The 24840-nt window shown below is 65.0% G+C and carries 29 protein-coding genes; 13 read left to right on the top strand and 16 right to left on the bottom strand.

The features are described from left to right. Positions 1–4: 4 nt before the first annotated feature. Genes AC1DQ3_RS31300 through AC1DQ3_RS31285 form a run of 4 tightly spaced genes read right to left on the bottom strand, consistent with a single transcriptional unit; the run spans position 5 to position 2789 of the window. The gene (locus tag AC1DQ3_RS31300) at positions 5–676 is read right to left on the bottom strand and encodes a response regulator (protein ID WP_477124002.1); all 672 of its coding nucleotides are present in this window, start codon (positions 674–676) and stop codon (positions 5–7) included. 27 nt (positions 677–703) lie between these two features. Beyond that, complete coding sequence (locus tag AC1DQ3_RS31295; RefSeq protein ID WP_477124001.1) at positions 704–1501, bottom strand: ABC transporter permease; 798 nt, start codon at positions 1499–1501, stop codon at positions 704–706. Next, positions 1498–2178, bottom strand: coding sequence for an ABC transporter ATP-binding protein (locus tag AC1DQ3_RS31290; RefSeq protein WP_477124000.1), 681 nt, complete (start codon positions 2176–2178; stop codon positions 1498–1500). The genes AC1DQ3_RS31295 and AC1DQ3_RS31290 overlap by 4 nt, the downstream gene beginning before the upstream one ends. Further along, positions 2175–2789 carry a phosphatase PAP2 family protein gene (locus tag AC1DQ3_RS31285; protein WP_477123999.1) on the bottom strand — a complete coding sequence of 205 codons (615 nt, stop codon included), beginning with the start codon at positions 2787–2789 and terminating at the stop codon, positions 2175–2177. The genes AC1DQ3_RS31290 and AC1DQ3_RS31285 overlap by 4 nt, the downstream gene beginning before the upstream one ends. Before the next feature lie 320 nt (positions 2790–3109). Here AC1DQ3_RS31285 and AC1DQ3_RS31280 point away from each other — a divergent pair, with 320 nt between their 5' ends. Both AC1DQ3_RS31280 and AC1DQ3_RS31275 read left to right on the top strand, forming a co-directional pair. Further along, a complete protein-coding gene (locus AC1DQ3_RS31280; protein WP_477123998.1) occupies positions 3110–3337 on the top strand; it encodes a hypothetical protein in 228 nt (75 codons plus the stop codon). Between the two features lie 204 nt (positions 3338–3541). Continuing rightward, complete coding sequence (locus AC1DQ3_RS31275) at positions 3542–5239, top strand: adenylate/guanylate cyclase domain-containing protein (protein WP_477123997.1); 1698 nt, start codon at positions 3542–3544, stop codon at positions 5237–5239. 421 nt (positions 5240–5660) lie between these two features. Here the strand turns inward: AC1DQ3_RS31275 and AC1DQ3_RS31270 are convergent, their stop codons facing one another. The 9 genes from AC1DQ3_RS31270 to AC1DQ3_RS31230 all read right to left on the bottom strand — a co-directional run bounded on the left by AC1DQ3_RS31270 (position 5661) and on the right by AC1DQ3_RS31230 (position 13556). Beyond that, positions 5661–6476: a shikimate dehydrogenase family protein gene (locus AC1DQ3_RS31270; RefSeq protein WP_477123996.1), complete on the bottom strand. Its 816-nt coding sequence runs from the start codon at positions 6474–6476 to the stop codon at positions 5661–5663. A 45-nt stretch (positions 6477–6521) separates the two neighbouring features. Beyond that, positions 6522–7499, bottom strand: coding sequence for a 2-hydroxyacid dehydrogenase (locus AC1DQ3_RS31265; RefSeq protein WP_477123995.1), 978 nt, complete (start codon positions 7497–7499; stop codon positions 6522–6524). Between the two features lie 20 nt (positions 7500–7519). Beyond that, entirely contained in the window at positions 7520–8464 is a 945-nt protein-coding gene (locus tag AC1DQ3_RS31260) for a sugar kinase (protein ID WP_477123994.1), read from the bottom strand. After that, on the bottom strand, positions 8461–9249 hold the full coding sequence (locus AC1DQ3_RS31255) for a sugar phosphate isomerase/epimerase family protein (protein WP_477123993.1): 789 nt from the start codon (positions 9247–9249) through the stop codon (positions 8461–8463). Before AC1DQ3_RS31255 ends, AC1DQ3_RS31260 begins: the two co-directional genes overlap by 4 nt. Next, positions 9246–9980, bottom strand: a complete 735-nt coding sequence (locus AC1DQ3_RS31250; RefSeq protein WP_477123992.1) for an amino acid ABC transporter ATP-binding protein — start codon at positions 9978–9980, stop codon at positions 9246–9248. Before AC1DQ3_RS31250 ends, AC1DQ3_RS31255 begins: the two co-directional genes overlap by 4 nt. Then, a complete protein-coding gene (locus AC1DQ3_RS31245; RefSeq protein ID WP_477123991.1) occupies positions 9967–10617 on the bottom strand; it encodes an amino acid ABC transporter permease in 651 nt (216 codons plus the stop codon). The genes AC1DQ3_RS31250 and AC1DQ3_RS31245 overlap by 14 nt, the downstream gene beginning before the upstream one ends. Further along, positions 10614–11372: an amino acid ABC transporter permease gene (locus AC1DQ3_RS31240; RefSeq protein ID WP_477123990.1), complete on the bottom strand. Its 759-nt coding sequence runs from the start codon at positions 11370–11372 to the stop codon at positions 10614–10616. The genes AC1DQ3_RS31245 and AC1DQ3_RS31240 overlap by 4 nt, the downstream gene beginning before the upstream one ends. A gap of 55 nt (positions 11373–11427) precedes the next feature. Continuing rightward, on the bottom strand, positions 11428–12231 hold the full coding sequence (locus AC1DQ3_RS31235) for a transporter substrate-binding domain-containing protein (RefSeq protein WP_477123989.1): 804 nt from the start codon (positions 12229–12231) through the stop codon (positions 11428–11430). A 269-nt stretch (positions 12232–12500) separates the two neighbouring features. Further along, the gene (locus AC1DQ3_RS31230) at positions 12501–13556 is read right to left on the bottom strand and encodes a LacI family DNA-binding transcriptional regulator (protein WP_477123988.1); all 1056 of its coding nucleotides are present in this window, start codon (positions 13554–13556) and stop codon (positions 12501–12503) included. A 248-nt stretch (positions 13557–13804) separates the two neighbouring features. On the opposite strand from AC1DQ3_RS31230, the gene AC1DQ3_RS31225 reads away from it, so the two are divergent. Further along, positions 13805–14242 (top strand): hypothetical protein, encoded by a 438-nt coding sequence (locus AC1DQ3_RS31225; protein WP_477123987.1) that lies wholly within the window; start codon positions 13805–13807, stop codon positions 14240–14242. 134 nt (positions 14243–14376) lie between these two features. On the opposite strand, the gene AC1DQ3_RS31220 is transcribed toward AC1DQ3_RS31225, so the two are convergent. Together AC1DQ3_RS31220 and AC1DQ3_RS31215 are read right to left on the bottom strand one after the other, a co-directional pair. Next, positions 14377–14574 carry a hypothetical protein gene (locus AC1DQ3_RS31220; RefSeq protein ID WP_477123986.1) on the bottom strand — a complete coding sequence of 66 codons (198 nt, stop codon included), beginning with the start codon at positions 14572–14574 and terminating at the stop codon, positions 14377–14379. A gap of 149 nt (positions 14575–14723) precedes the next feature. Next, positions 14724–15107 carry a hypothetical protein gene (locus AC1DQ3_RS31215; protein ID WP_477123985.1) on the bottom strand — a complete coding sequence of 128 codons (384 nt, stop codon included), beginning with the start codon at positions 15105–15107 and terminating at the stop codon, positions 14724–14726. Positions 15108–15421: 314 nt separating this feature from the next. Between AC1DQ3_RS31215 and AC1DQ3_RS31210 the strand changes: the two genes are divergently transcribed. Next, positions 15422–15865 (top strand): BON domain-containing protein, encoded by a 444-nt coding sequence (locus AC1DQ3_RS31210; RefSeq protein WP_477123984.1) that lies wholly within the window; start codon positions 15422–15424, stop codon positions 15863–15865. A gap of 545 nt (positions 15866–16410) precedes the next feature. On the opposite strand, the gene AC1DQ3_RS31205 is transcribed toward AC1DQ3_RS31210, so the two are convergent. Next, on the bottom strand, positions 16411–16779 hold the full coding sequence (locus AC1DQ3_RS31205; RefSeq protein ID WP_477124032.1) for a hypothetical protein: 369 nt from the start codon (positions 16777–16779) through the stop codon (positions 16411–16413). 713 nt (positions 16780–17492) lie between these two features. Between AC1DQ3_RS31205 and AC1DQ3_RS31200 the strand changes: the two genes are divergently transcribed. The 9 genes from AC1DQ3_RS31200 to AC1DQ3_RS31160 all read left to right on the top strand — a co-directional run bounded on the left by AC1DQ3_RS31200 (position 17493) and on the right by AC1DQ3_RS31160 (position 24809). Continuing rightward, positions 17493–18296: a DUF1120 domain-containing protein gene (locus tag AC1DQ3_RS31200; protein WP_477123983.1), complete on the top strand. Its 804-nt coding sequence runs from the start codon at positions 17493–17495 to the stop codon at positions 18294–18296. A 360-nt stretch (positions 18297–18656) separates the two neighbouring features. After that, positions 18657–19385 (top strand): beta-ketoacyl synthase chain length factor, encoded by a 729-nt coding sequence (locus AC1DQ3_RS31195; protein ID WP_477123982.1) that lies wholly within the window; start codon positions 18657–18659, stop codon positions 19383–19385. Continuing rightward, positions 19378–20157, top strand: a complete 780-nt coding sequence (locus AC1DQ3_RS31190; RefSeq protein ID WP_477123981.1) for a lysophospholipid acyltransferase family protein — start codon at positions 19378–19380, stop codon at positions 20155–20157. Before AC1DQ3_RS31195 ends, AC1DQ3_RS31190 begins: the two co-directional genes overlap by 8 nt. Then, on the top strand, positions 20144–20416 hold the full coding sequence (locus tag AC1DQ3_RS31185) for a phosphopantetheine-binding protein (protein ID WP_477123980.1): 273 nt from the start codon (positions 20144–20146) through the stop codon (positions 20414–20416). The genes AC1DQ3_RS31190 and AC1DQ3_RS31185 overlap by 14 nt, the downstream gene beginning before the upstream one ends. A 90-nt stretch (positions 20417–20506) precedes the next feature. Beyond that, entirely contained in the window at positions 20507–20764 is a 258-nt protein-coding gene (locus AC1DQ3_RS31180) for an acyl carrier protein (RefSeq protein WP_477123979.1), read from the top strand. Positions 20765–20770: 6 nt separating this feature from the next. Further along, complete coding sequence (locus tag AC1DQ3_RS31175; protein ID WP_477123978.1) at positions 20771–21319, top strand: COG4648 family protein; 549 nt, start codon at positions 20771–20773, stop codon at positions 21317–21319. Further along, complete coding sequence (locus AC1DQ3_RS31170) at positions 21312–23021, top strand: ApeI family dehydratase (RefSeq protein WP_477123977.1); 1710 nt, start codon at positions 21312–21314, stop codon at positions 23019–23021. The genes AC1DQ3_RS31175 and AC1DQ3_RS31170 overlap by 8 nt, the downstream gene beginning before the upstream one ends. After that, positions 23014–23757, top strand: a complete 744-nt coding sequence (locus AC1DQ3_RS31165; RefSeq protein ID WP_477123976.1) for a glycosyltransferase family 2 protein — start codon at positions 23014–23016, stop codon at positions 23755–23757. Before AC1DQ3_RS31170 ends, AC1DQ3_RS31165 begins: the two co-directional genes overlap by 8 nt. Next, positions 23754–24809 carry an LpxL/LpxP family acyltransferase gene (locus AC1DQ3_RS31160; RefSeq protein ID WP_477123975.1) on the top strand — a complete coding sequence of 352 codons (1056 nt, stop codon included), beginning with the start codon at positions 23754–23756 and terminating at the stop codon, positions 24807–24809. Before AC1DQ3_RS31165 ends, AC1DQ3_RS31160 begins: the two co-directional genes overlap by 4 nt. Positions 24810–24840: the final 31 nt, after the last annotated feature.

The raw sequence follows: 24840 nt of genomic DNA, 5'->3' as shown, positions 1-24840 counted from the left end.
GTCCTCATGCCTGGCTCCCGAGCTTGTAGCCGACCCCGCGCACATTGCGGATAAAGTCCGCGCCGAGCTTCTTGCGCAAGGCGTGGATATGCACTTCCACCGTATTGCTGCTGATTTCTTCGTTCATGTTGTAGACCGCCTCGCGCAGCCGGTCGTGGGTCACCACATGGCCCGGCTGCTCCATGAGCGCCTGCAGCACCAYGAACTCGCGCATGGAGAGGGCGACGATCTCGCCGGCGCAACGTACCTCGCGCGTGGCGGGGTCGAGCCGCACCGGGCCATGCGCCAGTTCCGGGCTGACGCGGCCCGCGCTACGGCGCAGCAGCGCGCGTATGCGGGCAAACAGTTCATCGAGATCGAACGGCTTGACCAGGTAGTCGTCGGCGCCGGCATCGAGGCCGCGCACGCGGTCGGCGGTGGCGTCGCGCGCGGTCATGATCAGCACTGGCAGCGCCAGCCCGCGCGCGCGCAAGTGCCGCAGCACCTCTTCGCCGGAGCGGCCGGGCAGGCCGAGGTCGAGCAGCACGGCGTCGTAGGTGCCGGGCGCGTTGGCGGCCAGCGCGGTTTCGGCGAGACGGCCATCGGTGACCCAGTCGACCGCATAGCCTTCACCGCGCAGGCCTTCCTCCACGCTTTCACCGATCATCGGGTCGTCTTCCACCAGCAGCAGGCGCATGGCGCGGATTCCTTGGGTTTGTGGGGTTCAGCGCCGTTGCAGCCGGTCCAGGCGCAGGCGTTGGCGCTGGTCGGTCAGGCGCCGGACCGCGAGCGAGGCGGCCAGGATCACGCCGAGCATGCTGCCCCCGGCGAGCAGGAACATCAGCAGGATCTGGTAGCGGGCCGCGGCGATCGGGTCCATGCCGGCCAGGATCTGGCCGGTCATGATGCCGGGCATGGTGATGATGCCGGCCGCCGCCATGGTGTTCATGGTCGGCAGCATGCCGCTGCGCACCGCCTGGCGCACGATCACGCGCAGCGCCGCATGGCGGTCGTCGCCCAGCGCCAGGCGCGCATCGATGGCGGCGCGCTGGTGCCAGACCGCGGTAAAGGCGCCATTGAGCGCCAGGCTCGCGGCGTTCATCACATTGCCAAGGATGATGCCGGCCAGCGGGATGGCATGGCGGGCGTCGTACCACGGCGTCGGGCGCAAGGCCGTGGTGAGCGCCAGTACGGTCACGAGCAGGGTCGGCAGGCTGACCGCCGCGGCGCCGATCAACGCATGCCAGGGCCCGGCCAGGCGCCGCTCCTGCCGGCTGCCGACCTCGCGGGCGGCTGCCGCGATCATGGCCGCCACCGTCAGCGCAGTCACCAGCGGCGACGACAGGCCGAACACCGTGCGCAGCACCAGGCCGACCAGCAGCAGTTGCACCACCATGCGGCCGGCGGCCCACAGCAGGTTGCGGTGCACGTCCAGCGACAGCGCCAGCGAGGCGCCGGCGCCGGCCAGCACCAGCAGGCTGGCCAGTGCCAGGTCATAGGCCGAGAGCGGGATCGGACTCATGCCGCCACCGCTTCCAGCCCGGCGGCGCCAAGGCGGTAGTGCCGGTCCTGCAGGCGCGCCGCCTGCGCGGGGTTGTGCGAAACGATCAGCAGCCCGAGCCCCTGCGCCTTGCAGTCGTGCAGCAGCGCTTCGACGGCGAGCGTGGTCTCGGCGTCCAGCGCCGAGGTCGGCTCGTCGAGCAGCAGGAAGCGTGGACGGCGCACCAGCGCGCGGATCAGCGCGAGGCGCTGCCGCTCGCCGGTGGACAAGCGGCTCACGGGCGAGCGCAGGATATCCGCGGGCAGGCGCAACCGCGCCAGCAGGGCCTGCGCCGCGGGCACGTCAGCCATATGCTCCATGACGTCGTCGCCCCACCAGCCGGATTCCGCCGCCACGTACATGACCTGGCGCCGCCAGGCCGGCCCGCTCATGCTCTCGCGCGCGGACTGGCCAAGCCGGACCTTCCCGCGGTTCGGGTCGAGGTCGGCAATCATGCGCAACAGCAGGCTCTTGCCTGCGCCGGAGGCGCCGGACAGGATCACGCAACTGCCGGGTTCCACGGTGAGGGTGAAGGGCCCGCGGCCGGCGCCTTCGAGGCCGCTGACGGCAAGGCTTGGGCCGGCATCGGGCATGGACGGCATCGCGCCGTCGGCGGCCAGCCGTGCCGCTAGCGGCGGCATCGTGCCTGCAGGTGTCATGGGTTGAGCCATCCGCGTGCGATAGGGTAAGCCAGCAGGTACCGGTAAAGGCGCTCTGCGCGCACCGTGGTGGCGCCAAGCAGGGGGCGCGCGAAGGCGGCCGTTGTGACGGCCGCGCAGCACGCCGCCACGGCGAAGCCGCCGGCGATATCCAGCGGAAAGTGTACGCCGAGGTAGACGCGGGCCCAGCCGGTCAGTGCCGCGGCCAGCAGCAAGCCGGCTCCGCTGCGGCGCATGAGCGCGCCAGGCGTTCGCAGCAGGGCAAAGCCCAGCGTGGCCAGCAGCGTGACGTGGTCGCTCGGAAAGGATGGGTCGGCGGCATGCACCAGGTAGGTATGGCCAATGCCCATCATGGAGGGCCGGGGCATGGGCAGCAACAGGTTGAGCACGGTGCTGCACAGCCCACCCAGCGCGACGGCCGCCAGTGCGCCGATCACGGCCTGGCGGTCCCCGGCGCGCCCGCGCAGCCAGCACGCGGCCAGCACCAGCGGCGCTGCCGCGATCAGCGCTTCGGCGAGGAAGGTGGCGCTCCAGAGGCCAGCGCCTGAAAGCCCGGCAGGGGCGTTGAGATGCTGGAACAGCGTGAGGTTGAGGGCGAGGAGCGTCGGCATCGGTGCAGCGGTGTCTGGCGATGCGACAAGGATAGGGCAGAGTGGCTTAAGGAAGTCTTAAGAGAGCCGCCTGTGGGATCAGAGATAAGCGGGCGCAGCGAGAAGCGCATCCGTACTGTGGCTTGTCGCTCACCCCTGCATTCCTGGGCGCACCTCGTGAGCGGGAATAAACCCGGCGACTGCGCAGTTCTACACGTGCACGGCGAACCAGTGCTCGGGAACGATCGATAACCCGGAAACCGGAACGCGATGCGTGCCCAAGCGTAGCGCATCACGGCGATGCGCTCTGGAAGCTATCCCTACTGGTTTTGGAGATCGTCATGAAAATCCTGAATTCGGCCGTTGCCGCTGCATTGGTATCGTTCGCAGCGCTGGCCCATGCATCCAGCATCCCCACCGATGCCGCCACCTCGGACAGCAAGACCCATATCAACGGGCCGCGCGACCCCTACACCGACGGCGCGAAAGCAGGCAGATTCGATGTCTATTCGGACGGCGCAAGAGTCACGGATCGGCGTGATCCGTTCACCGACGGCGCGCACAGCTAAGACACGCTGCCAGAACCGCGGGCGGGGCTACGCCCCGCCCGCTTTGCACCTGCCCGCTCCACGCCGGCGCAGGTAAGATACGAATTCGGCTGCGTCCCGACGCCGGTGGGCGCGCAAGCTGCTGCGTGCACGCCGGAAGGTGAATCGGCAGCGCAGGCGCCCGATGGGCAAGCGCTGGCGCATCGAGAGCGTGGAGAGTGGAGCATGTCGCCCTTTGCCTGTCTTCAAAGGTGGCGGCCGGCGGGTGTGCGATCGGTCCGACTGACTACCGGGCTGGTGCTGTTCACCTACGTAGGCACCCACCTCCTGAATCACTCGCTCGGAAATATTTCGCTCGCATGGCTGGAGCGCGATCTGCTTGTGCAGAAGTTCATCTGGCAGGGATGGCTCGGGACGGCCGTGCTGTACAGCGCGCTGGCGACGCATTTCTTCCTGGGGCTGTGGGCGCTATACGAACGGCGCTCGTTGCATTGGACTCCGGGCGAGGTGGCGCAGCTCGTCCTCGGCTTGTGCATACCGCCGCTGCTGGCCAACCACATTGCGAATACGCGGGTCGCCTTTGCGGCGTTCGGCCTGGACAAGGGTTACGCGCAGTTGCTGTACTCCTTCTGGATCGCTTCACCGCTCTTTGGCCGAGTGCAGCTGATGCTGTTGGTGGTCGCCTGGCTGCATGGGTGTTACGGCATCTGGTTCTGGTTGCGGTTGAAACCATGGTTCGGGGCGTGGCGGAGCGTGCTGCTGAGCGCCGCCGTGCTGCTTCCGGTGCTCGCGCTGCTAGGCTTCTTGCAGGGCGGACGGGAAGTGATCGCGCTCGCGCAGGATCCGGTCTGGCGCGCCGCAGCGACCCGGCCGACGATCATCGGAACGGATTTGCAGAATCTCTGGCTCGCCGGGCTGCGCAACGACTTCCTGCTCTTCGATGGTGGTGCGCTGCTGCTGGTGCTCGCAGCGCGGCTGGTGCGCTCGGTGCGGGAGCGCCGTGTCGGGAGGATCTGCGTTCTGTATCCGGACGGGCGAAAGGTATTCGCGCCGCGCGGATTTTCGGTGCTTGAGGCTAGCCGCATGGTCGGTGTTCCCCATGCCAGCACCTGCGGTGGCCGCGCCCGATGCACCTTGTGCCGGGTGCGCGTGCTCAGCGACGTGCCGCTGCCAGCGCCCGCCGAGGCGGAGCGGCGCGTCCTGAAGCGGCTGGGCGCGGATGCGCAGACAGTGCGCCTTGCTTGCCAGTTGCGGCCGACCCATGATCTCTCCGTGTGGCCACTGGTGCCGCCTGCAGCATCCACGGCCTTCTTGCAACGGCGCCAGCGGGACGTCATGCCGCAAGAGCGATTCGCGGCGTTCATGTTCGTGGATATGCGGGATTCCACAAAGCTTGCGGCGGCACAATTGCCCTTCGACAGCCTGTTCGTGGTCAGTCGCTTCCTGAGTGCGGTCAGCTCGGCGGTAGTCCAGGCGGGCGGCCTGCCAAACCAGTTCATGGGTGACGCTGTGCTCGCGATCTTTGGATTAAGCAGCGAGCCGTCAGCCGCCTGTCGTCAGGCACTTGGAGCGGTGCCGCTGGTGGCCGCCAACATTGACGATCTCAACGCCGCGCTTGGGCAGCAGCTGCAAACGAAAATCCGGTTTGGCATTGGATTGCATTGCGGCCGGGCGGTCATGGGTGAGATTGGCTTTCGCGAGCATGTCACGTTCACCGCGATTGGTGACCCGTTGAACGTGGCCTCGAGGCTGGAGCAGTTGACAAAAGAGATCGCTTGCGAAGCGATCGTGTCAGAACAGGTCTTCCAGCATGCCGGCATTTCGGCCGCAGGCCTGCCGCAGCTTGCCGCACGCGTGCGAGGCCGCGATGACCCGGTGCCGGTCCGTGTGCTGTCCAAGGCGGCGCAGATGCCTCAGGCCTGACTACGCCAGGACACAGGAAACCATCAAAGATGCGAATCGGGAATAAGACGGCCGTTGCTGCGGTTTGACTAGTGCACGGCGGACGGTTGGCAAGGATCGAAGAGATCCCTGCAAGTCGTGCGACGTACCAAAGCGCCACACCTGACGGTGTACCACTTTGGATTGCTGATTGAACCGCATTGGAGATAGTCATGAAACATCTCAGTCTGATTGTTGCCGCAACCCTCGCACTGGGGGCTGCGCACGCGTATGCCTGCGACATGGGTGCCGCTGCCGGAAATTCGTTGAGAAAATAAGTGTGCCGAGAAGGCGTGCGAGCCTAGGAACGAAGCGCAGCAAGGCTGGAGCCTTGCGAGCATTTGTGACGACGGATCGCGCGTCTTGTCGGCACACTTATTCGACGAATTTGTGATTCGGGATACTAGGACAGGCGTGCGATCTCCTCCAGCAGCGCCGCCTCCATCGCCTCGATCGGCGCGCGTGCGCAGCCGGTATAGAACTCGACCTGCGCGCAAGCCTGATGCAGCATCATGCGCGTGCCGTCGATGGTGGTGCAGCCCAGTGCGGCGGCATCCCGGATCAGCTTGCTCCTGACCGGGATAAACGCAGCATCCATGACGATCAGGTGCGGGGCGAGCTGCCCCGCGACAGGGTTGACATCGGGTGCGCGAAATCCGGCGGCGGTCGCGTTGGCGAGCATGTCGAAGTCGGCCGCGCGGAAGTCGGACAACGCGCCGCCGAAGCGCAGGCCGAGCGAAGCGGCCAATTCCTCGCCGCGCGCCGCGGTGCGGTTGAATACGGTCACCTCGGCGCCGGCCTCGCGCAATCCATAGGCCATGGCACGCGCGGCGCCGCCCGCGCCAAGCAGCGCGATACGCTTGTCCGCCAGTCCGGTCACCTCCTGGAAGGCACGTACGGCGCCGATGCAATCGGTGTTGTAGCCAGTCAGCTCGCCATCGACATTGTTGATGGTATTGACCGCTCCGATGGCACGCGCGGTCTCGTCGAGCCGGTCGAGGTGAGGGATCACGGCCTGCTTGTGCGGCATCGACACATTCATGCCGCGCACACCCAGCGCCCGGATCGATTGCACGGCGCCGGGCACGTCCTGCACACCAAAGCACACGAAGGTGTAGTCGATCTCGAGCGCCCGATAGGCAGCATTGTGGATGCGCACATTGAAGGTGAAAGGCTCGCCCATGATCGAGCCGCACAGCGTGGGAATGGAATGGGGCATTGCGGATTGTCCTTGCGGGGAAAATTGGGTGGCGATCCAGCAGTCCTAAGCGGCAATGGCTGCCAGGTCGAAGCGCGCGGCGGGCAGCCGGCCGGCCAGCGCGTCCAGCAGATTGCGCGTGGCCAGTTCAGCCATGGCACGCCGGGTCTCATGCGTGGCCGAGCCGATATGGGGCAGGGCTGTCAACCTTGGATGGCAGCGCAGCGGCGAATCCTGCGGCAGCGGCTCGGTGGCAAAGACATCGAGCCCGGCCGCGCGCAGGTGGCCGCTGTCGAGTGCATCGAGCAGCGCGCCTTCCTGCACGATCTGGCCGCGGGCACCGTTGACAAAGATGGCCCCCGGTTTCATCAGCGCGAATTCGCGCTGCCCCATCAAGCCACGCGTGCTCTCGGTCAGCGGCAGCGTGACGGCGACGATATCGGCCCGGCGCAAGGCGTCGTCGAGTTCCGTCCGGGTGGCGCGGCCCACGAGATCGGGCGGCTCCGCGGCAATCTCGTTGACGTAGAGCACTGGCATGCCGAAGCCAAGCGCCGCGCGGCGCGCGACCGCCTGGCCGATGCGCCCGAAGCCGAGGATCGCCAGGGTCTTGCCGTGGACGTCCCAGCCGAACAGGCTTTCACCAATATTGGCGGACCAGCGGCCTGCGCGCACATGGTCGGCAAGTTCGACCAGGCGGCGGCTGGCTGCCATGATGAGGGCGAATACGGTGTCGGCGGTGGTTTCGGTGAGTACGCCGGGCGTATGGCAGAGCGCGATGCCACGCCGGCGCAGGCAGGCGAGATCATAGTTGTCGACCCCCACCGAAATGCTCGAGATCACTTCCAGCTGGGCGGCTTCGGCCAGTTCGGCCGCGCCGAGCCTTACGCTGGAGCCGATCAGGCCGTGGGCGTTTGCCAGCGCGGCGCGGAAGGCCGGCAGTTGTGCCGGCTGGCGCGGGTCGGCCACGATCACGTCATGCTCCGATTCGATCCTGGCGAGCAGGTCGGGCGGAATGGGACGGAACACCAAGACATTCTTGCGCATGGGAAATCCTTGCTGTGACTTCACAGGCTGGCCGCCGCCAGCAGAGCATGGGTCGGCAGGCCTTCGGTATCGCCCCGCACCTGCACCGCCCGCGCGCCGATCCATGCGCCTCGCCGGACGGCGTCGGCCACCGGCCGGCCTTCCAGCAGCGCGCTGATGATGCCCACGGCAAAGCCATCGCCGGCGCCTACCGTGTCGACGACACGCTTGACGCTGAACGCCGGGACATGGCCGCTGCCGGCCTCGCCGTCGAAGTAGGCGCCTTCGGCGCCCAACTTCACGACCACCAGCGTGGCGCCGCGCGCACGGTAGAAGGCGGCAATGCGCTCCGGCTCGGCATGGCCGGTGAGGAAGCGGCCTTCCTCGATGCCGGGCAGCACCCAGTCGCACTGTTGCGCCAGGTCGTTCAGCGTCTCGCGCATCATCTCGGGCGTGGCCCACAAAGCGGGCCGCAAATTGGGATCGAACGAGATCGTGCGGCCGGCAGCCCGCATGGTGGAGATGGCCTGGCGCGTGGCCGCCTGCGTGCCTTCGGCGAGCGCGGGGAACACGCCGGTGACGTGCAGGTGCCGTGAGCGCCGTAGCCACCTGTTGTCGAGATGCCCCGGGTTCATGCGGCTCGCAGCCGAGTCGCGGCGGTGGTATTCGACGGGCGGATCGCTGCCGTCGTCGACCCGGCCCTTGAACTGGAAGCCAGTGCGCTCCCCGGGCTCGCAGACCACCTGGCTGCAATCCACGCCTTCGCGGCGCATTTCACCGAGCAGGTAGCGCGCCATCGAATCGTCGCCCAGGCGGCTGGCCCATCCGACCTTCAAGCCCAGGCGCGACAGGCCGATGGCCACATTGGTCTCGGCGCCGGCGGTGCGTTTGTGGAAGGTCTGCACGCCTTCGAGCGGGCCGGCTTCGCCGGCCACGAGCATCAGCATCGCCTCGCCCAGCGTGACGACATCAAGATCGGGGCTCATGCGGGGATCTCCACAGAACGCAGCAGTTCGACGTGGGTACGCGTGACCTGCACCAGGTCTTCCCCTTGCAGCGGAAACTCGATGGCACGCGCAACGTCGGCGGGCAGGCGGCGCAATACGCTGCGCCATGGCGCGGCCGATTGGTCCAGCGGCACCGCGACCCACTTGGCAGGTGCGCGCAGCACGCCTTTGCAGTGCACGTAGCCCACCTGGGTGGCGAAGGCGTGCGCGGCGTCGAGCGGATCTTCGCCCGTCCAGTGCCAGTTGCCCATGTCGAAGGTCATCGGCACGTGCTTGCCGAGGGCCGTGGTACGCGCGAAGAAATCGCGCAGCGGCGGCACGGTGCCGGCACGGGTGGTCTGGTCGTTCTCCACAACGAGTTCGATGCCGTCGTGCCGCAACCAGGGCAGCAACCCTTCCAGCGCCGTGCCTACACGGTAGCCGCCAAGCGACATCTTTACCCGCGTGGCACCAAGCGCCAGCGCCGTCGTGAAGGCGCGGTCGAGTGCTGCGGCATCGAGGCTGCCGGCTTCGCTCCAGAGGCCTTCCGGGCTCGACCAGACCACGGCCAGCCCGTGCTGCTCGGCGAGCTCGCGCTGTTCCCTGATTTCATCCTTGTGGCCACGCTGGAGTTCGCCGCGGTATTCCACGCCGTCCGCGCCTGCTGCCGCGGCAATCCGCGCCAGCGCGGCCTGTCCGTCGCGGCGGGCGAGGTCGGCGCCATAGGCGGTGAGCGAAATCAGCACCGGCGGCGGGAAAGAACTACCTTGTTGCCGCTGGGTCATTTCAGTGCTCCAGCGCTCAGGAACTGCTGCAGTTCCGGAGTCCGTGGCTGCGCGAACAGCGCCTTGGACGGGCCTGCCTCGTGCACCTTGCCCTGGTGCATGAAGATGCTGGTATGTGCCATGCGGCGCGCGAACTCCATCTCATGCGTCACCAGCACCATGGTCATGCCGGAGGCGGCCAGGCTTTCCATGACGCGCAGCACTTCGGCGGTCAGTTCCGGGTCGAGCGCGGAGGTCACCTCGTCGAACAGCATCACCTTGGGTTCCATCGCCAGCGATCGGGCGATGGCCACGCGCTGCTGCTGGCCGCCCGAGAGCTGCTCGGGGTAGCAGTCCTTCTTGTCCAGCAGGCCGACCTGGGTCAGCACCTCGTCGACGATGCCGTCGATCTTGTCCGCGGCCATCTTCCTGACGATGGACGGCGCCAGCGCAATGTTCTCGCCCACGGTCAGGTGCGGAAAGAGGTTGTAGCTCTGGAACACCATGCCCACGTCGCGGCGCAGGTCGAGCAGCCGCTTCCGGTCGTGATCCAGCTTGTGCCCGGCGACCGTGATATTGCCGGCGTTGATCGTCTCCAGGCCGTTCAGGCAGCGCAGCATGGTGCTCTTGCCGGAACCGCTGCGGCCGATAATGGCGACCACCTGGCCCGGTTCGATGGCAAACGACACACCCTTCAGGACTTCGACGGGGCCGTACGACTTGTGCACGTCTCGTGCTTCAACGATGGGCATGGAGCCTCCTTTCCATGCGCCTGGCTGCCGAGGAAAGCGGGAAGCAAAGCGCGAAATAGATAAGTGCGACGACGACGAAGACCGCGAAGGGCTGGAAGGTCGCGTTGTTGATCAGTTGGCCGGCGCGGGTCAGTTCGATGACGCCGATGATGGAAGTGATCGAGGTGTTCTTGACCAGCTGGACCGAGAAGCCCACCGTGGGCGGCAGGGCAAGCCGGACGGCTTGCGGCAGCACGACGAAGCGCAGTTGCTGCCAGCGGGTGAGGGCGAGCGCTTCGCTGGCTTCCCACTGCCCCTGCGGCACGGCCTCGATGCAACCGCGCCAGATCTCGCCGAGATAGGCGCTGGCGTAGATCGACATGGCCAGCATGGCCGCGACCATTGGCGACAGCTTGAGCCCGAGCACGGAGAGGCCGTAGTAGCTCAGGAACAGCACGATCAGCACCGGCGTACCTTGCACGACCTGGATATAGACCGTGCTGGYGAGGCGCAGCAGGGCGCTTCTCGAGGTACGCGCCAGCGCCACCATGAAGCCGGCCAGCGTGCCGCCGATAAAGGCCAGCAAGGTCACCCACAGCGTCCAGCGCGCGGCCAGGAGCAGGATTTCAAGATGATTCCAGGAGAAATCGCTGATCATTTTGCGCTCCCCGCCACCGCCGGCGTCAGCTCCGCAAGCGCCATGGGCAGGACGCGGGCAGTGCGCGCGAACCTCCTTGCGCGTGCCACCACACGGCGCCGCCTGAACACGAGATGGCCGATCAGTGCGAACATGGCGCGCAACAGCAGAGCCAGCCCGATGTAGATGAACATCACCAGGATGTAGCTCTCGAAGGTGCGGAAGGTCTGCGAATCGACCTGGCTGGCGACCGCCGTCAGCTCTTCCACGGAGATCGCCGACACCACGCTCGAAGTCAGCATCATCAGTGTGAACTGGCTGGTCAGCGCCGGATACACCTTCTCGACGGCCGGCACCAGGGCGACGTGGCGGATCAACTGCCAGCGCGTCATGCCCAGGGCGGCGGCGGCTTCGAGCTGCGAGCGGTGAACCGCCTGCAGGCCGGCCCGGATGATCTCGGTCGAGTAGGCGCCGAGATTGACGGTCATGGCTATCACCGCGGCGGTGATGGCATCGATCTGCAGGCCGACGGTAGGCAAGCCGAAGAAGATGATGAAGAGCTGGATCAGGAAGGGCGTGTTGCGGATCGCCTCGACGTATGCCCTGGCGGCGCGCTGGAGCCAGGGGCCACCAAAAGCGGCAGCAATGGCGCCGGCGGTACCGACCAGGGTGCCTGGCAGGATCGAGCCGAAGCTGAGCGCCAGCGTCATGGCCGCGCCTTGCGCGAAATGATCCAGCTGCGACAACACCGGGGTCCATTCAAATTGATAATGCATGCGGGTCTCCTGGCGCGCCGGCAGGCGCTGGCGCGCAACGTCGGACTTGCCGGATTCAGAACGTCTGCAGCGCGGGCAGCGCCTTGCCGGTCCACTGCTGCGCGATGGCGTCGAGTTCGCCATTGAGCTTGACGTAGGCGATGGTGGTGTTGAGCCACTGGCGCAGCTCGAAGGCATCCTTGCGCACGGCCATCGAGTTCGGTTGTACAGAGAACGCGAACTTGGCGTCGAACCTGCCGGCGCCGCGTGCCTTCATGATCTCGTTGCCGGTGGTGTTGGGCAGGGCGATGGCTTCGACCTGGTTGCTGATCAGCGCCTGCGCACAGGTGGCGTCGTCTTCGAAGCGGACGATATTCATGCCGGGCACGGCGAGGCGGGTCAAGGCTGTGTCTTGGGTGGTGCCGCGCGTCACGCCAACCTTCTTCTTCGCAAGCTCAGCCAGCTTGGCGTACTTGGCCGCGGCTGGCGCGAAGATGGTGAGCTCGAACGCGCTGTAGGGCGAACTGAACATGATGGCCCGGGCCCGCTCGGGGGTCGGTGCCAGGGTGGCGACCAGGAAGTCGACCTTGCCGGCTTCCAGCGCCGGAATCCGGCTGGGGGAGGTAAGCGGCACGATATCGACCGGGACGCCGAGGTACTTGCCCAGCAGCTTGGCCACGTCCACGTCATAGCCCGCGGGCTTGCCGGTGGCGTCCGTGGTGCCGAAGGGCGGGGCGCCGGTCACCACGCCGATGGTGACCTTGCCCTTCTTGACGATCTCGGCGACGGTCTGTGCCTGGACCCCGGCCGAGGCGCTGGCCAGGACCAGCAGCGTGAGCACGGGCGCGGCGATGTGGCGCAACAAGCGGTGGATGTTCATCAATGTCTCCTGCACGTTCTGTGGAATGTGTCGCTGGCGTCGCAGCGCTCGGCAAGTACGGTTCTGAAACCGGTTTCAGGATTATAGGAAACCGGTTTCAGAACTCCAGCAGTGGAAACCCTTAAGGGTCGGGATGCCGATGGCCCGGGGTGGAAATGGGGGCGCGGTCGGGCAATCCGCTAGCCGAAGGCAACGGGCCTATGCGCGGATCGCGCGCGCATGCCGGATGACCGCGGGAGAGGCGGGAGAGGCGGGAGAAGGATCGGGGATCAGCCGCGGCGGGTGGAGCCACGCTTGACCAGGGTACCGGGCAACAGCACCTGGCGCGGTGCAAGCGGCGCCCCTTGCAGGCGCTCGATCAGGCAGTTGGTGGCGACGCGTCCAATATCGTCGGTAGGCTGGGAAATGGTGCTCAGGCCGGGGCCAACCAGAGCAGCCCATTCCGGATCGTCGAACCCGATCAAGCCGAGGTCGGCGCCGAGTTGCCAGCCCAGCCTGGCGGCGGCAGCGGCAACGCGCAGCGAGATCACCGCATTGGCCGCCAGCACGGCGATGGGCGCCTTACCGGCACGCCGGTGCAGGGCGCGCAGCGCGTCGTCCAGGGCATCGTCGTCACCGGTACGGGCTTCGAAAACGGTTCCGCTGAGCGAGCCTGCATGCTCCGCGATGAAGTTCCGGAAGGCCCGGGCCCGCTCGTTGCGCGAGCTGATGGCCTTGATCGGCTCGCTGATGAAGAGCAGGTGCTGGTAGCCGGCTTCGAGCAGGTGGCCGGCAGCCTCGTTGACTGCGGAAAGGTTGTCCAGGGCGACGAGGTCGACTTCCGCAGCGCCAACCTTGCGGTCTACCAGCACTACCGGTTTGCCCAACTGCGCTGCGTCGGCGAGGGCGCCGGCGTCGTGGCCCAGCGTGTGCAGGATGAAGCCCTCGACCTGATAGGCCGACAGCGAGCGAATGGCTTCGCGTTCCAGTTGCTCGTCATTGCCCAGGTTGAACAGCATGACCATGTAGCCCGCGTCGCGGCAGGCTTTTTCCACGCCACGCAGCACGGCCACCGAGAACGAGTTGGAAACATCCGCCACCACCAGCCCGATCAGGCGCGACTTGCCGCGCTTTAGCGCCTGCGCCATGGGACTCGGGCTATAGCCCAGCGCGCGCACGGCCGCGGCGACGCGTGCCTCCACGTCGGCGGACAACTGCTCGCCGCCCCGGTTCAGGTAGCGCGATACGGTAGCCTTTGAAACGCCGGCATAGGCGGCAACGTCCTGGATGGTGAGTTTCTCTGCGGGCTTCAGGCTGGACGTGGGTTGAGTCACAGGGCGTGGCATAGGGAAGCGGTCTCGGTGAAACCAGTTTCAGGATTATGCATCGCGCGCCCCGGAATTTGCCAGCACCTCGGCCGCCGGCGGATCGATCCGGGCTGCGTGCCCAATGAAAACAAGATGAATGGCAGCCCAGCCAGGTAGGAAGAGCAGGAAAGGATGCGCGCCGCGACTGGCCACCCGCTCATCTCCGGCTGGTATCGGCGCTGATCTGGGCTACATTGATTCCATCGTGATTCGACGAGGTCACTGCCATGTCCAGACAACTTGCCGTGATGATGGTGCTGCTGGCCGCCAGCGGCGTGGCGCAGGCGGCCACCAAATGCCTGAGAGCGGGTGAAGTCCTCTACACGTCGGCAGCCTGCCCGGCTGGCTACAGAAATGTCACCAGCAGTATGCAGGGCCACCTGCTCACGGTGCCCAGCGTCGCGGCAACCCTGCAGGCAAATCAGGCTTACCTGCGTATCCGCGCGCAGACGGCGGAGCTGGTCAGGGCGCAGCGGACACGGGATGAGGAATGGATCATGCGGACGCAGAACGTCTTCCTGAACCAGTGCCTGATTCTCAATTACCGGGTGCGCTCGACTGAACGCGCGATGAACGAGACTGAGTACTGGAGCCGCGCCGATCGCTACCGCGAGGATGTCGACGCGCTGCGCGCCCAGCAGTATTACCTGGGCTGCTTTGGCTGACTGCCGGACCAGGGGAGCGAGAGGACGATCACACGCTTCACGAACGTGTGGGTCAGCTTCATACCGGTGTTTTCCGCAACAGGTTTGGCTCGCGTGGGCAATGTGGTCGAGGCGTGGCCTACACAGGCCGCCGTTCAGCGTCTCTTGGCGACGTTGTCCAGAAAGCTGCGCCCGTAGCTGGTGAGGCGAGCTTGTCTGCAGTCGTGGGATTGTCGATCCAGTTGTACAAGCTGTCGACGAACGAGAGTCTTGAGGTCGGTGGGGTCCAGATCGAGATTCTCGTTTGCACTATCAAGAAGCATCAAGGCGGCGATTTCATGTGGACTGAGCATCTACGTCTCCTGGGAAGGGGATGGATTTGCTGGAAGGCCATGCAGCCGGTGGCTGCGCCATGGACAAGTCCACATACTTTCCATCGCGGCGCCGAACATCGCAATGTTGGATACATTTCCTTACCGCGTATGACACAGGATGGCGACCATCATGCCGTCGACTGCAGCCATTGCCAGTAGTAGTCGCGCTGCTCCGTCACGGTGACCGGGAGCACACTCGCCTCGCAGCAGTTAAAGATTTCGACGACGTCAAACTGGGTGACCTCGCGGCCCATGCTGAGGCGGTACGCACGCAGGCCGTCATGGGCTTTTGCAGTGCTGCCCATGGCATACACGTTCAGGCTCGATCCATGGCATCGCGGATACAAACCTTCAAGCGCGAGCACCTCCCGAATTTGGCAAAGCGCTCGAAAGAAGTCCGTTGCTGTTACATCGATGGTTTGATCACGATAGTGAGCGCGCAAGCGACAGCTTGGGTACTTGCCGCAGGCGCGAAAATGAATCTGCTCGTTGTCGTCGCCGCCGACAAGCATGGTACGAAAGTTATGCATTGAGGAATGGACAAACCACAGGTCTGTTTCTCGTGACTCATATAAAGCAAGTGTAGGGCGACCATGGCAAGACTGGTGTCGGTGTCATTCCTACAGAGCATGGTCAGATCACGCGCTTTAGGGCATTCCCTTGTGCACCAATCGTAATATCTATTTCCGTGTGTAACGTAGCGAGGTCACTGCGGAACTCGCTGCTTTCCTCGATAGTCCCTTTTTGTATAGAAGCGAAGCGCGGTCGGAGGGGCGCATGTCCAGGGCGATATGCGTCGCGGCATGCGCGGGTACCAGCAGGAGCCATGATGAAATCAAAGCAAAAGATATGCCTTGCAAGCCTTGTTGGATTGCTTTGTGCTTCGGGCCACGCAACCGCCCTGGTGGATGCAGGCAGCACACTGGTCGCAATAGATGACATTCCGCCCATGGCCAGCCCACCTGGAACGCCGGGGCGTCCCGAGCCACCCGGTGAACGGACAATGCGAAAGGATGACTTTGGGGGCGTGGCGACTTCCGTGGAATCAGCGACGAAACCCAGTGACCATGCGATCACGATGAAGGTCAAAGCTGAGCTCCTTGTTGCGAAAGGGCTCAGGCCAACCGGAATTCGGGTGAGAACTGAAAACGGTGTAGTGCATCTCGATGGCAAGGTCCAAAGCGACTCGGAGAAGCTGACGGCCTTGAATGCAGTCCGTGCAGTAGATGGCGTGCAATCGGTGGTGGATGGTCTGCAGGTGGGGAAATAGCCGCGTAGGCGGGTGGGGAGTCCACGCTCGCCTCAGTTCGCCTTCGCGCAACTGGATCGGAGCGCAGCCACTATTCCATGAGGTAAATCACAATAGTGATCACCCCGACTGCCGCGAGAGTAACGAGAACGAAGATCAGCATGGGGTTGTCCGGCCATGGTGCTCCAGTATCGGTGCAGCCAACACCATCGGATGCGCACTGATTGCATACCGGAGTTTGTCCTACTGTCTGTCATTGCGAGCGCGGTGGCGCCATGAAATTTGTGCACCCGGTTGAGCAGGCGCCGCGGGCAAGATCCGCAGCGTTCGTGAACACGTGAGAAATCAGCGCGGCATCGGTACGCTTTCCGGTGCCCGCCTACAGGTGAATTGGCCGCGAGAATTTTGCCGAATGAATGGGCGGTGGCGTAAGGTGCTTGCGCGATCTCAAGTGCCAGGTGGTAGCTTTTCACCCCACTTTTCACCCCAGCAGAATCACTCCGCGATCGCGACAAGCCCCTTGCCTACGCTCTAAATCCTGATCAGAGCGTTGAGACGCCAGCCGGCTACCAATTCAGATGCACATTCCGCTCACCCATACGCAATGTGGTGTGTTTGTCTACACCGTTATAGCTTGCCACGACCTGGTAAGTCGCCCTCGGCGCTTTGATGAGGCAGCGTGGCCCATTCGCACGGAACGATGCAACTTCGACGCCGTTGCGCGAAAGGGTGATTGCAACATCGGATAGATACTCGCCGCGTGCGCCCTCGGTGAATAGCAGACCCATATCAAAATCCTTCGCCTCCGACTTGAGCGCTTGCTGCTCGTCCTCGCCGACACCGCCGCAAACGTAGCTGACTGGGCCTACGGTCTGGCGCGCAAGATCGGCTGCATGGGCGCCAGGGCCCGCGAACATTGCAAGCGCGCCGACCATAAGAGCACAAAGGCCGCCCTGCCAGGGCTTAGGACTGCGCATCGGGCGCCGCCATATATGACGAATTGATTGCATGGAAAATCTCCAGATACGTCCATATTGATTGGACGACCTGGCATTGCAATCGTTCTGGCTTTTTTAGTTTGAACAGTGTGATTAAATGGATTGAATTGTTAATTTGATATAATTGAAGTAACATTTTGAAACTAGTGTCGAACCAATCTATTCCATGGTGATGGTAAAAATTGCGCACTTTGATAAGACGCATGGGCTTTGATAATCATATTTCCGGCTGACACATCAGAGCCAATATGTGACGTGCACTTCGACCTGACGGAGGCCGAAATGAAGTACTGCAGAATGGACCTGCACGCGAATGACAGTGTGGTGGTGGCCGCGATAACGAAAGCGAGGTTGTGAGGCGGTCATTCTTCGCGTGCCCGCAACCACGCATCCAGGATGCCCAGCGGCTCGCGCTCGACATTAGAAATTCTTCTATTCTTATGTCAGTCCTCGATCGCTAAGATACGTCTACTACGGGGGGGCGCAGGGCGGACCTGTGGTGCCGAGGCAAGACCCAGGAAGGCGCAATGCGCCGTAGGCCTGTACTCTAGGCCTGTACTTTTTTGAGTGGAATACTGCTGGGGTGGCCTGTTTTCGAACGATTGAGTCCGTGAAAGAACCGCAGTATTGCGGGCAGCAGCGCAGGTGTATTGCGTGAAACGCTCCAATTTCTGCCTCTTCGTGGATTCTCTGGTTTGAGTACTGGTTTGATACTTGTTGTCTACTTGTTGTCTATCGATTCATTCCAGAAATCGTTTCTCATGATCCAAAAAATACTTTTCTCCGCAATGTTCTCCGGGGCAGCATTTGCCGCACAAGCGCAGTCCGCTGGCTTCTCCATGACTGGCACCATTGCGCCATCCGCATGCACCATTTCACTGGGCGGTGGTGGGGTGAGTGACTTTGGAATCCATTCCAGAGAGTCCCTCGTTCTAGTCCATGTAGGCGACTCCATCTACCAATACTTCCACCCCCGGCCGCAGCGGATGTCAATGGCAGTGATCTGTCCGGCGCCTACCAAATTCGCATTGGCCTTTACCGACAACCGGGATGGCACCGCATTCGGCAGTCCTGGGGTAAGTAGCGATGAACGCTTTGGTGTAGGCACCTATAACGGCCAGAACATTGGCGGCGCGCAGTTCTGGACAGGGGTGCTTAAGATCAGAACAACTGTAGGGGGAGTGCTTCAGGACCCCGCCGCCAGGTTGAGAACCACCGGTGTTGCAGGCTCGAACTCTTCCTGGGGCAATTACCGTGACTTTACGGCCCAATACTTTCTGAAAAACAACTCCATCGCCTTCGCCGCAAGTGCCAATGCGACCGCCCCTGACGCGCTAACTGAACTCTCTGGTGATGTGACCGTGAGTGTGGGTCTAAGCAAGCCCGTGGTGGAATCCGCCACGTCTGAAATCCAGCTTGACGGATCGGGCACGGTGACGCTGATTCTGTTGTGATTCCGGATAGCGCTGAAGAACTTGGACACCACGCTGCTGCTGCACACGCGCATCTGAGACGTGCCCGAGGACAAGGCGTGGCCAGATGAATTTGAAGAGCGCTTCGGCCAAAATCCGACACCAGGCTCGGAATCAGCACCGGCGTTGCCGCCCGCGTTTCGTGCCATCGAGGGCGCACTCACCCCTTGGCACCCGGCTGCAGTCGATGGCGCATCATCCACAGATTGCTCAAGGCAGACTCGCCGCGATCTCCGCAATGCGCTCGTAGCCCTCGAGCCAGCGCAGGCTCTCCTTGGGTCCGCCGCGGCAATCCCCAGCAGGCCGGTGCGCCCTTTCTTCTCACCTGCGGACGGCATGGTAATGGAATTCGGTATTCGCGCATGGGCGGCATGCGCAGCACGATTAGACACGCAGCATGCCTGGCAGGCCTGGAGCCGCGCGCCGTGGCTGCCCGTGGGCGATGAATTGCCTACGCTCGCCGCCATGGCGCCGATGCTACGCCGCCGGATCACCGCGCTGGGCCGCGCTGCCCTGCATCCCGCTTATGCTTGCCAGGCGAACGTGGATGGCATTCCTACTGTCTTTGCGTCCCGCCATGGCGATACGCTGCGTCCCCTGCAAATGCTGGGCGACCTTGCCGACGGCGAACCCTTGTCGCCCACGTCTTTCGGCCTGTCCGTGCACAACGCCACCGGCGCCCTGTATTCGATAGACCGGGGGGACCCAGGCAACCAGCAAGCCCTCGCCGCTGGCCGCGATACCGTGGAGGCGGCCGTGGTAGAGACCTGCAGCCTGCTGGCCGATGGCGCGCCGGAAGTGCTGCTGGTCCATTACGAGGCGCCGCTGGCCAATCCCTATGCGGCATTTGCGGACGAGCCTGAGTGCCGGTTCGGGTGGGCGTGGCGGGTCGGCAAGCCGCAGGCCGGACAACCGGTGTTCAGCCTTGCGTTGTCAAGCCAGGCCATCGGCGAAGCCGCCAGCGCGACGCTGCCCCACGGGCTGGAAGTGTTGCGTTTCATGCTGGCCGGCCAGCCGGTGCTGAATCACGCTGGCGAACGCGCCAACTGGGAGTGGCGCCGCCATGGTTGAACGCCTCGGCCGTGTCTGGCGGGTATGCGCGACCGGGATGTGCTTTTCCAGCTTCGGCGTTGGTGGCCTTGTGCTGCGCGTAGTGGCGTTCCCGCTGCTGGGGCTGCTGCCGTGGTCGTCCGCGCGCCGGCAGCGGGCTTGCAAGAACGTGGTACACCATGCGTTCCGGCTCTTCCTGTGGCTGATGCGGTCCGCCGGGGTCATTCGCTACGAGGTCCTGCATGCCGAGCGACTGCGCCGCCGGGGCCTCCTGATCGTGGCCAACCATCCGTCGCTGATCGATGTCGTTTTCTTGATCGCGCTGACGCGCCAGACAGATTGCGTGGTCAAGTCGGGCTTGGCGCGCAACCCGTTTACCCGTGGGGCGGTGCGTGCCACCGGCTACGTCTGCAACGATTCCGGCGCAGGTATGGTGGATGACTGCATTGCCTCGCTGCGCTCGGGAAATAACCTGGTCATTTTCCCCGAAGGCACGCGCACGCCATTGCATGGCTCGCTGCGGCTGCAGCGAGGCGCGGCCAATATCGCGGTGCGCGGCGGCTTCGCATTGACGCCCGTGGTGATCCGGTGTGAGCCGCCCATGCTCACCAAGGGCGAGAAGTGGTATCGCGTGCCGCCCCGCAAGCCCCGCTTCATCATCGACGTGCGAGAGGACGTCAGTGTCGCCGAGTGGGTGCCGTCCGGACTGGGCGATGCGCTCGCGGTACGGCACCTGACCCATTCGCTATCCGGGTTTTTCTCCAGGGAGGTTTCCAGCCGTGAAGGTGCTTGAACAAGAAATCAAGGAATTGATCCTTTCATCGTTGTCGCTCGAAGATCTCGGCGTGGCCGATATCGACGCCGACGCACCGCTGTTCGTCGAAGGCCTGGGACTGGACTCGATCGACGCGCTCGAACTCGGGCTGGCGCTGCAAAAGCGCTACGGCGTGACCATGAACGGCGACAAGGACGAGATGCGCGCGCATTTTTCCAGCGTCGCCGCATTGGCCGCCTTCGTCGCGTCGCATCGTACCAGCGAGGCGTCGGCCTGAGCGCAGCATCGAAAACGCCTAGGAATCAAATACCACTTGCCTGACCGGCAACCACGGCCGGTCACGGCCGAAAACGGAGGAAACCCCATCATGACCCATGACGAAATCTTTGTGCGAGTGGCTGCTGTACTCGAGGAAACCTTCGAGATCGACCCTGCCCGCATCCTGCCCGAAGCCCGCCTTTCTGAAGATCTGGATATCGACAGCATCGACGCGGTGGACCTGCTGGTGAAGCTCAAGCCGATGCTGGACAAACCGATCAAGCCGGAGCAGTTCAAGGCCGTGCGCACCGTACAGGACGTGGTGCAGGCACTGGCCTTGCTGATGGATTCGCGCGCCACGGCGTGAGCGCGCATGACAGTGCGCAACCTGCTGCTCGGTGTGCTGACCGTGTGCTACCCGGTGGCGATCTATTTCGGCCTGCAACACTGGTCGCCGCGTGTGATGGCGCCGGTGCTGGTCGCATTGGCGCTGGTGCGGGCGCTGACCAGCCGCCAGGCCGCCTGGCGCCTGCTCGCGGTCGCGGCTGCCGTGCTGGCAGCGATCGTCGTGGTCTCCGATCACGCGCTGCCGCTCAAGCTCTATCCAGTGCTGGTCAATACCGCCATGCTGGGCTTGTTTGGCTGGAGCCTGCGGTATCCGCCGAGCCTGGTCGAGCGCCTGGCGCGCCTGCGCGAGCCGGCTCTGCCTCCCGCCGGGGTCGCATACACGCGCCGGGTGACGCAGGCCTGGTGCGTGTTCTTCGTCTGCAATGGCGTGCTGGCCGCAGTGACCGCGGTATTTGCCAGCGACCGCGTCTGGGCGCTTTACAACGGCGGTGTGGCCTACGCCCTGATTGGCGCGATGTTCGCCGGCGAATGGCTGGTGCGCCAGCGTGTGATGGCAGGGGGGCGGCATGGATGACTGGCTTGGCGTAAGCGGCGCGATGGGCAGGCTGGCACAGCGTTCGCACGTGGTCGCCCACGGCGCTGCCGGCGTAACCACGGCCCCTGAGTTCGTGCTGCGCGTGGCCGCCTGGCAGCGCGCTTTCGCGGCGGCGCCGGGGAGATCCTGGGCGCTCCACCTGGAATCGACTACCGAGTTCGCGGCGGCATTGTTCGGCGCCTGGCATGCGGGCAAGCACGTGGTGCTGCCAGGCGACACGCGCGCCGAAACGCTGGCCGCATTGCGCGCCCGCGCTGATGGCTACGCCGGTGATATGCCCGGGGGCCTTTGGCCGCAAGCGTCGGACGTAGCCGTCGGCGGCATGGGCTGGCCAGCGCTGCCGCTGCGCGACACGCTGGTGACGATGTTCACTTCGGGTTCCACCGGCGCGCCAGGCGCCATCGTCAAGCACCTCGCACAACTCGATGCGGAAGTGCAGGCGCTGCAGGCTGCTTTCGGCGCGAGCCTGCCGGCGCGGGCGAGGGTGCTGACCACGATATCGCATCAACATATCTACGGTTTGCTGTTCTGCGTACTATGGCCGCTCGCCGCGGCGCGCGCGATGCCGGCGGAGCGGCTGGCCTTCCATGAGGAAATCAGGCGCGCATGCGGCGATGCACCCGTATTGCTGGTTACCAGCCCGGCGCATCTGCGGCGCATGCCGCCAGGGCTCGATTGGTCGGCTGCGCGCGGCGGGCTGCAAGCGGTGTTCTCGTCTGGCGGGCCCTTGCCGCCGGAGGCCGCGGCCGATGCGCTGCGCCGTCTTGGACAAGCACCCATCGAGGTATTCGGCAGCTCGGAAACCGGCGGCATCGCCTGGCGGCAGCGCACCCGGCACGACGACCGCTGGACCCCGCTGCCGGGCGTGCAATGGCGTTGGCAGGATGGCTTGCTGGCGGTCCGCTCTGCGCACCTGCCGGACGATGGCTGGTATCTCTGCGCGGACCGTGTGCTGCCTGCCGGGGAGGGAAGCTTCACCTTGGCGGGGCGCGCCGACCGCATCGTCAAGATCGAGGAAATGCGCGTGTCCCTCGTCCAGGTCGAACAAGCGCTGACCGGGTCGCCGCTGGTGCAGGAGGCGCGAGTCGTGCTGCTCGAACTCAATGTCGGTACGCGCCTTGGCGCCGTGATGATGCTCAGCGAAAGTGGCACGGCAATGCTGGCCGGCAAGGGCCGCAGGGCCCTGCTTGCGGCGTTGCGCGAGTGCGTTGCGCAGGCCGTGCACGCTGTGGCACTGCCGCGGCGCTGGCGCTTTGTCGAGGCGCTGCCGTGCAATCCGCAGGGCAAGACGACCGAAGCCATGCTGCGCGACGCGTTTCGCCGCGTGCTGCCCACCGTGCGCTGGCGGCCAGCGGAAGGTGCGCTGGCCGCCAGCGCGGACCTGGAGGTCAGCGAGGATCTGGCCGTGTTCGACGGACATTTTCCGGGTACCCCCATCGTGCCGGGCGTGGCTCAGCTCGACTGGGTCATGGCGCTGGCGCCGGAGCGCCTGCCTGTGCCGCCGCGCGCGCAATTCCGCCGGCTTGAGACGGTCAAGTTCCAGGCCGTGATCTCGCCCGGCACTACGGTGCGCATGGCGCTGACGTGGCAGCCCGAGCGCGGCGCGCTGGCCTTTCGCCTGAGCTCGGCACGCGGCCTGCACGCCAGCGGACGCATCGTTTTCGGAGAAGCGGATGTTTAAGCCCGTGGCGCTCGTTCCCGTCTATGACCACGAACGTGCCATCGGCGCGACGGTGCAGGGAATCCTCGCACACCCGCTACGGTGCCTGCTGGTGGACGACGGCAGCAGCCCGGCCTGCGAGCTGATACTGCGCGACCTTGCCGCCAGTCATCCTGAGCGCGTTCACCTGATCCGCCTGCCGCGGAACCAGGGCAAGGGCGGGGCCGTCATGGCGGGACTCGAAGAGGCCGCGCGCATGGGGTTTACGCATGCGTTGCAGATCGACGCCGACGGGCAGCATGGTGCCAGCAGCATTCCCAGGTTTCTGGCACTGGCGCAGGCAAGCCCGGATGCCATGATCTGCGGGTATCCGGTCTATGACGAATCGGTGCCGCGCGCGCGGTTGCTGGCCCGCTACCTGACCCATGTCTGGGTCTGCGTCAACACGCTGTCGTTCGCGGTGCGCGATTCGATGTGCGGCTTGCGCGTGTACCCACTCGGGCGCGTGCTTGCCCTTGTGCGCGAGGTCAGGCTGGGGCGCCGCATGCAGTTCGATACCGAGGTGCTGGTGCACCTGGTCTGGCGGGGCGTGCCCATCGTCAACGAGCCGACACGCGTGACATATCCCGCCGACGGCGTCTCGCATTTCCGGGTCTGGCACGATAACGTGCTGATTTCCTCGATGCATGCGCGACTCTTCCTTGGCATGCTCCGGCGCCTGCCGGTACTGCTGTGGCGCAAGGTGCGGCCGGCATGAGAACGACTCGACCAGGACGTATGGCCCGGCACTGGAGCCAGATCCGCGAATCCACCTGCGTCTGGGGCGTCTGGAGCCTGTACTGGCTGTACCGCGTGTGCGGCCGCGTGCTGTTCCGCGCGGTGTTGTACCCGGTGGTGACGTATTACTGGCTCACCAGGCCGCTGGCCCGTCATGCCTCGCTGGATTACCTGCGCCGCATCCAGGCCGGCACTGGCGCGGTGGGCCCGGCGGACATGACACCGGGGCTGCGCCATAGCTTGCGCCACCTGTTCTCGTTTGCCGACACGCTGCTCGACAAGCTGCTGGCCATTGGCGGCGGCTACCGCTACGGCACGGTGCGGCGCGAAGGCACCGAGGTGATGCTGGCTCAGATCGCCCGCGGGCAGGGTGGCATTATCGTGACCGCGCATATGGGCTGCCTGGAGCTGTGCCGGGTGCTGGCCAACCAGCGCGCCGGCCTGCGTCTGACGGTGTTGGTGCATACGGCGCACGCGGCGCAATTCAATCGTATTCTCTCGCGGCTGGATCCACGTTCGGGGCTGCAGTTGTTCCAGGTCGACGATATCTCCCCGGCTACTGCGTTGCAGCTGGCCGGGAAGGTCCGCGCGGGCGAGTTCGTGGCAATCGCCGGCGACCGTGTCCCGGCGCGCGGCGGCCGTGCGGTGACGGTGCCGTTCCTGGGCGCGCCGGCCCGTTTCCCGGTGGGCCCGTATGTGCTGGCGGCGCTGCTCGAATGCCCGCTGTTCGCCATGGGCTGCGTGCGGGCGGGCGAGGGCCACTTGCTGCGCTTCACCGAACTGGTCCGCGAGGTGCGTCTGCCGCGCGCGCGGCGTGACGCGATCCTCACTGGCCATGCGGCCGCCTATGCGCAATGGCTGTCGCAACTGCTGGTCGAATCGCCTTACGACTGGTTCAACTTCTACGATTTCTGGGGGCAGGGCGGTGCCGTGCCCGATGCAGCGCGCACTAGCGCCGCCGTGGTCCAGGGCCCGGCTGCGTCCGCAGCCTGCGTTGCTCCTTCCGTCCCGCCTGCACGGCACGGTGATTGAGCGCCGAGCCCGAATCCGGATACTGAAATGG

It is taken from the genome of Cupriavidus sp. 01T418, assembly GCF_056398885.1.
The sequence above is the reverse complement of the archived record's forward strand: the minus strand, read 5'-3'. Positions and strand labels throughout refer to the sequence as shown.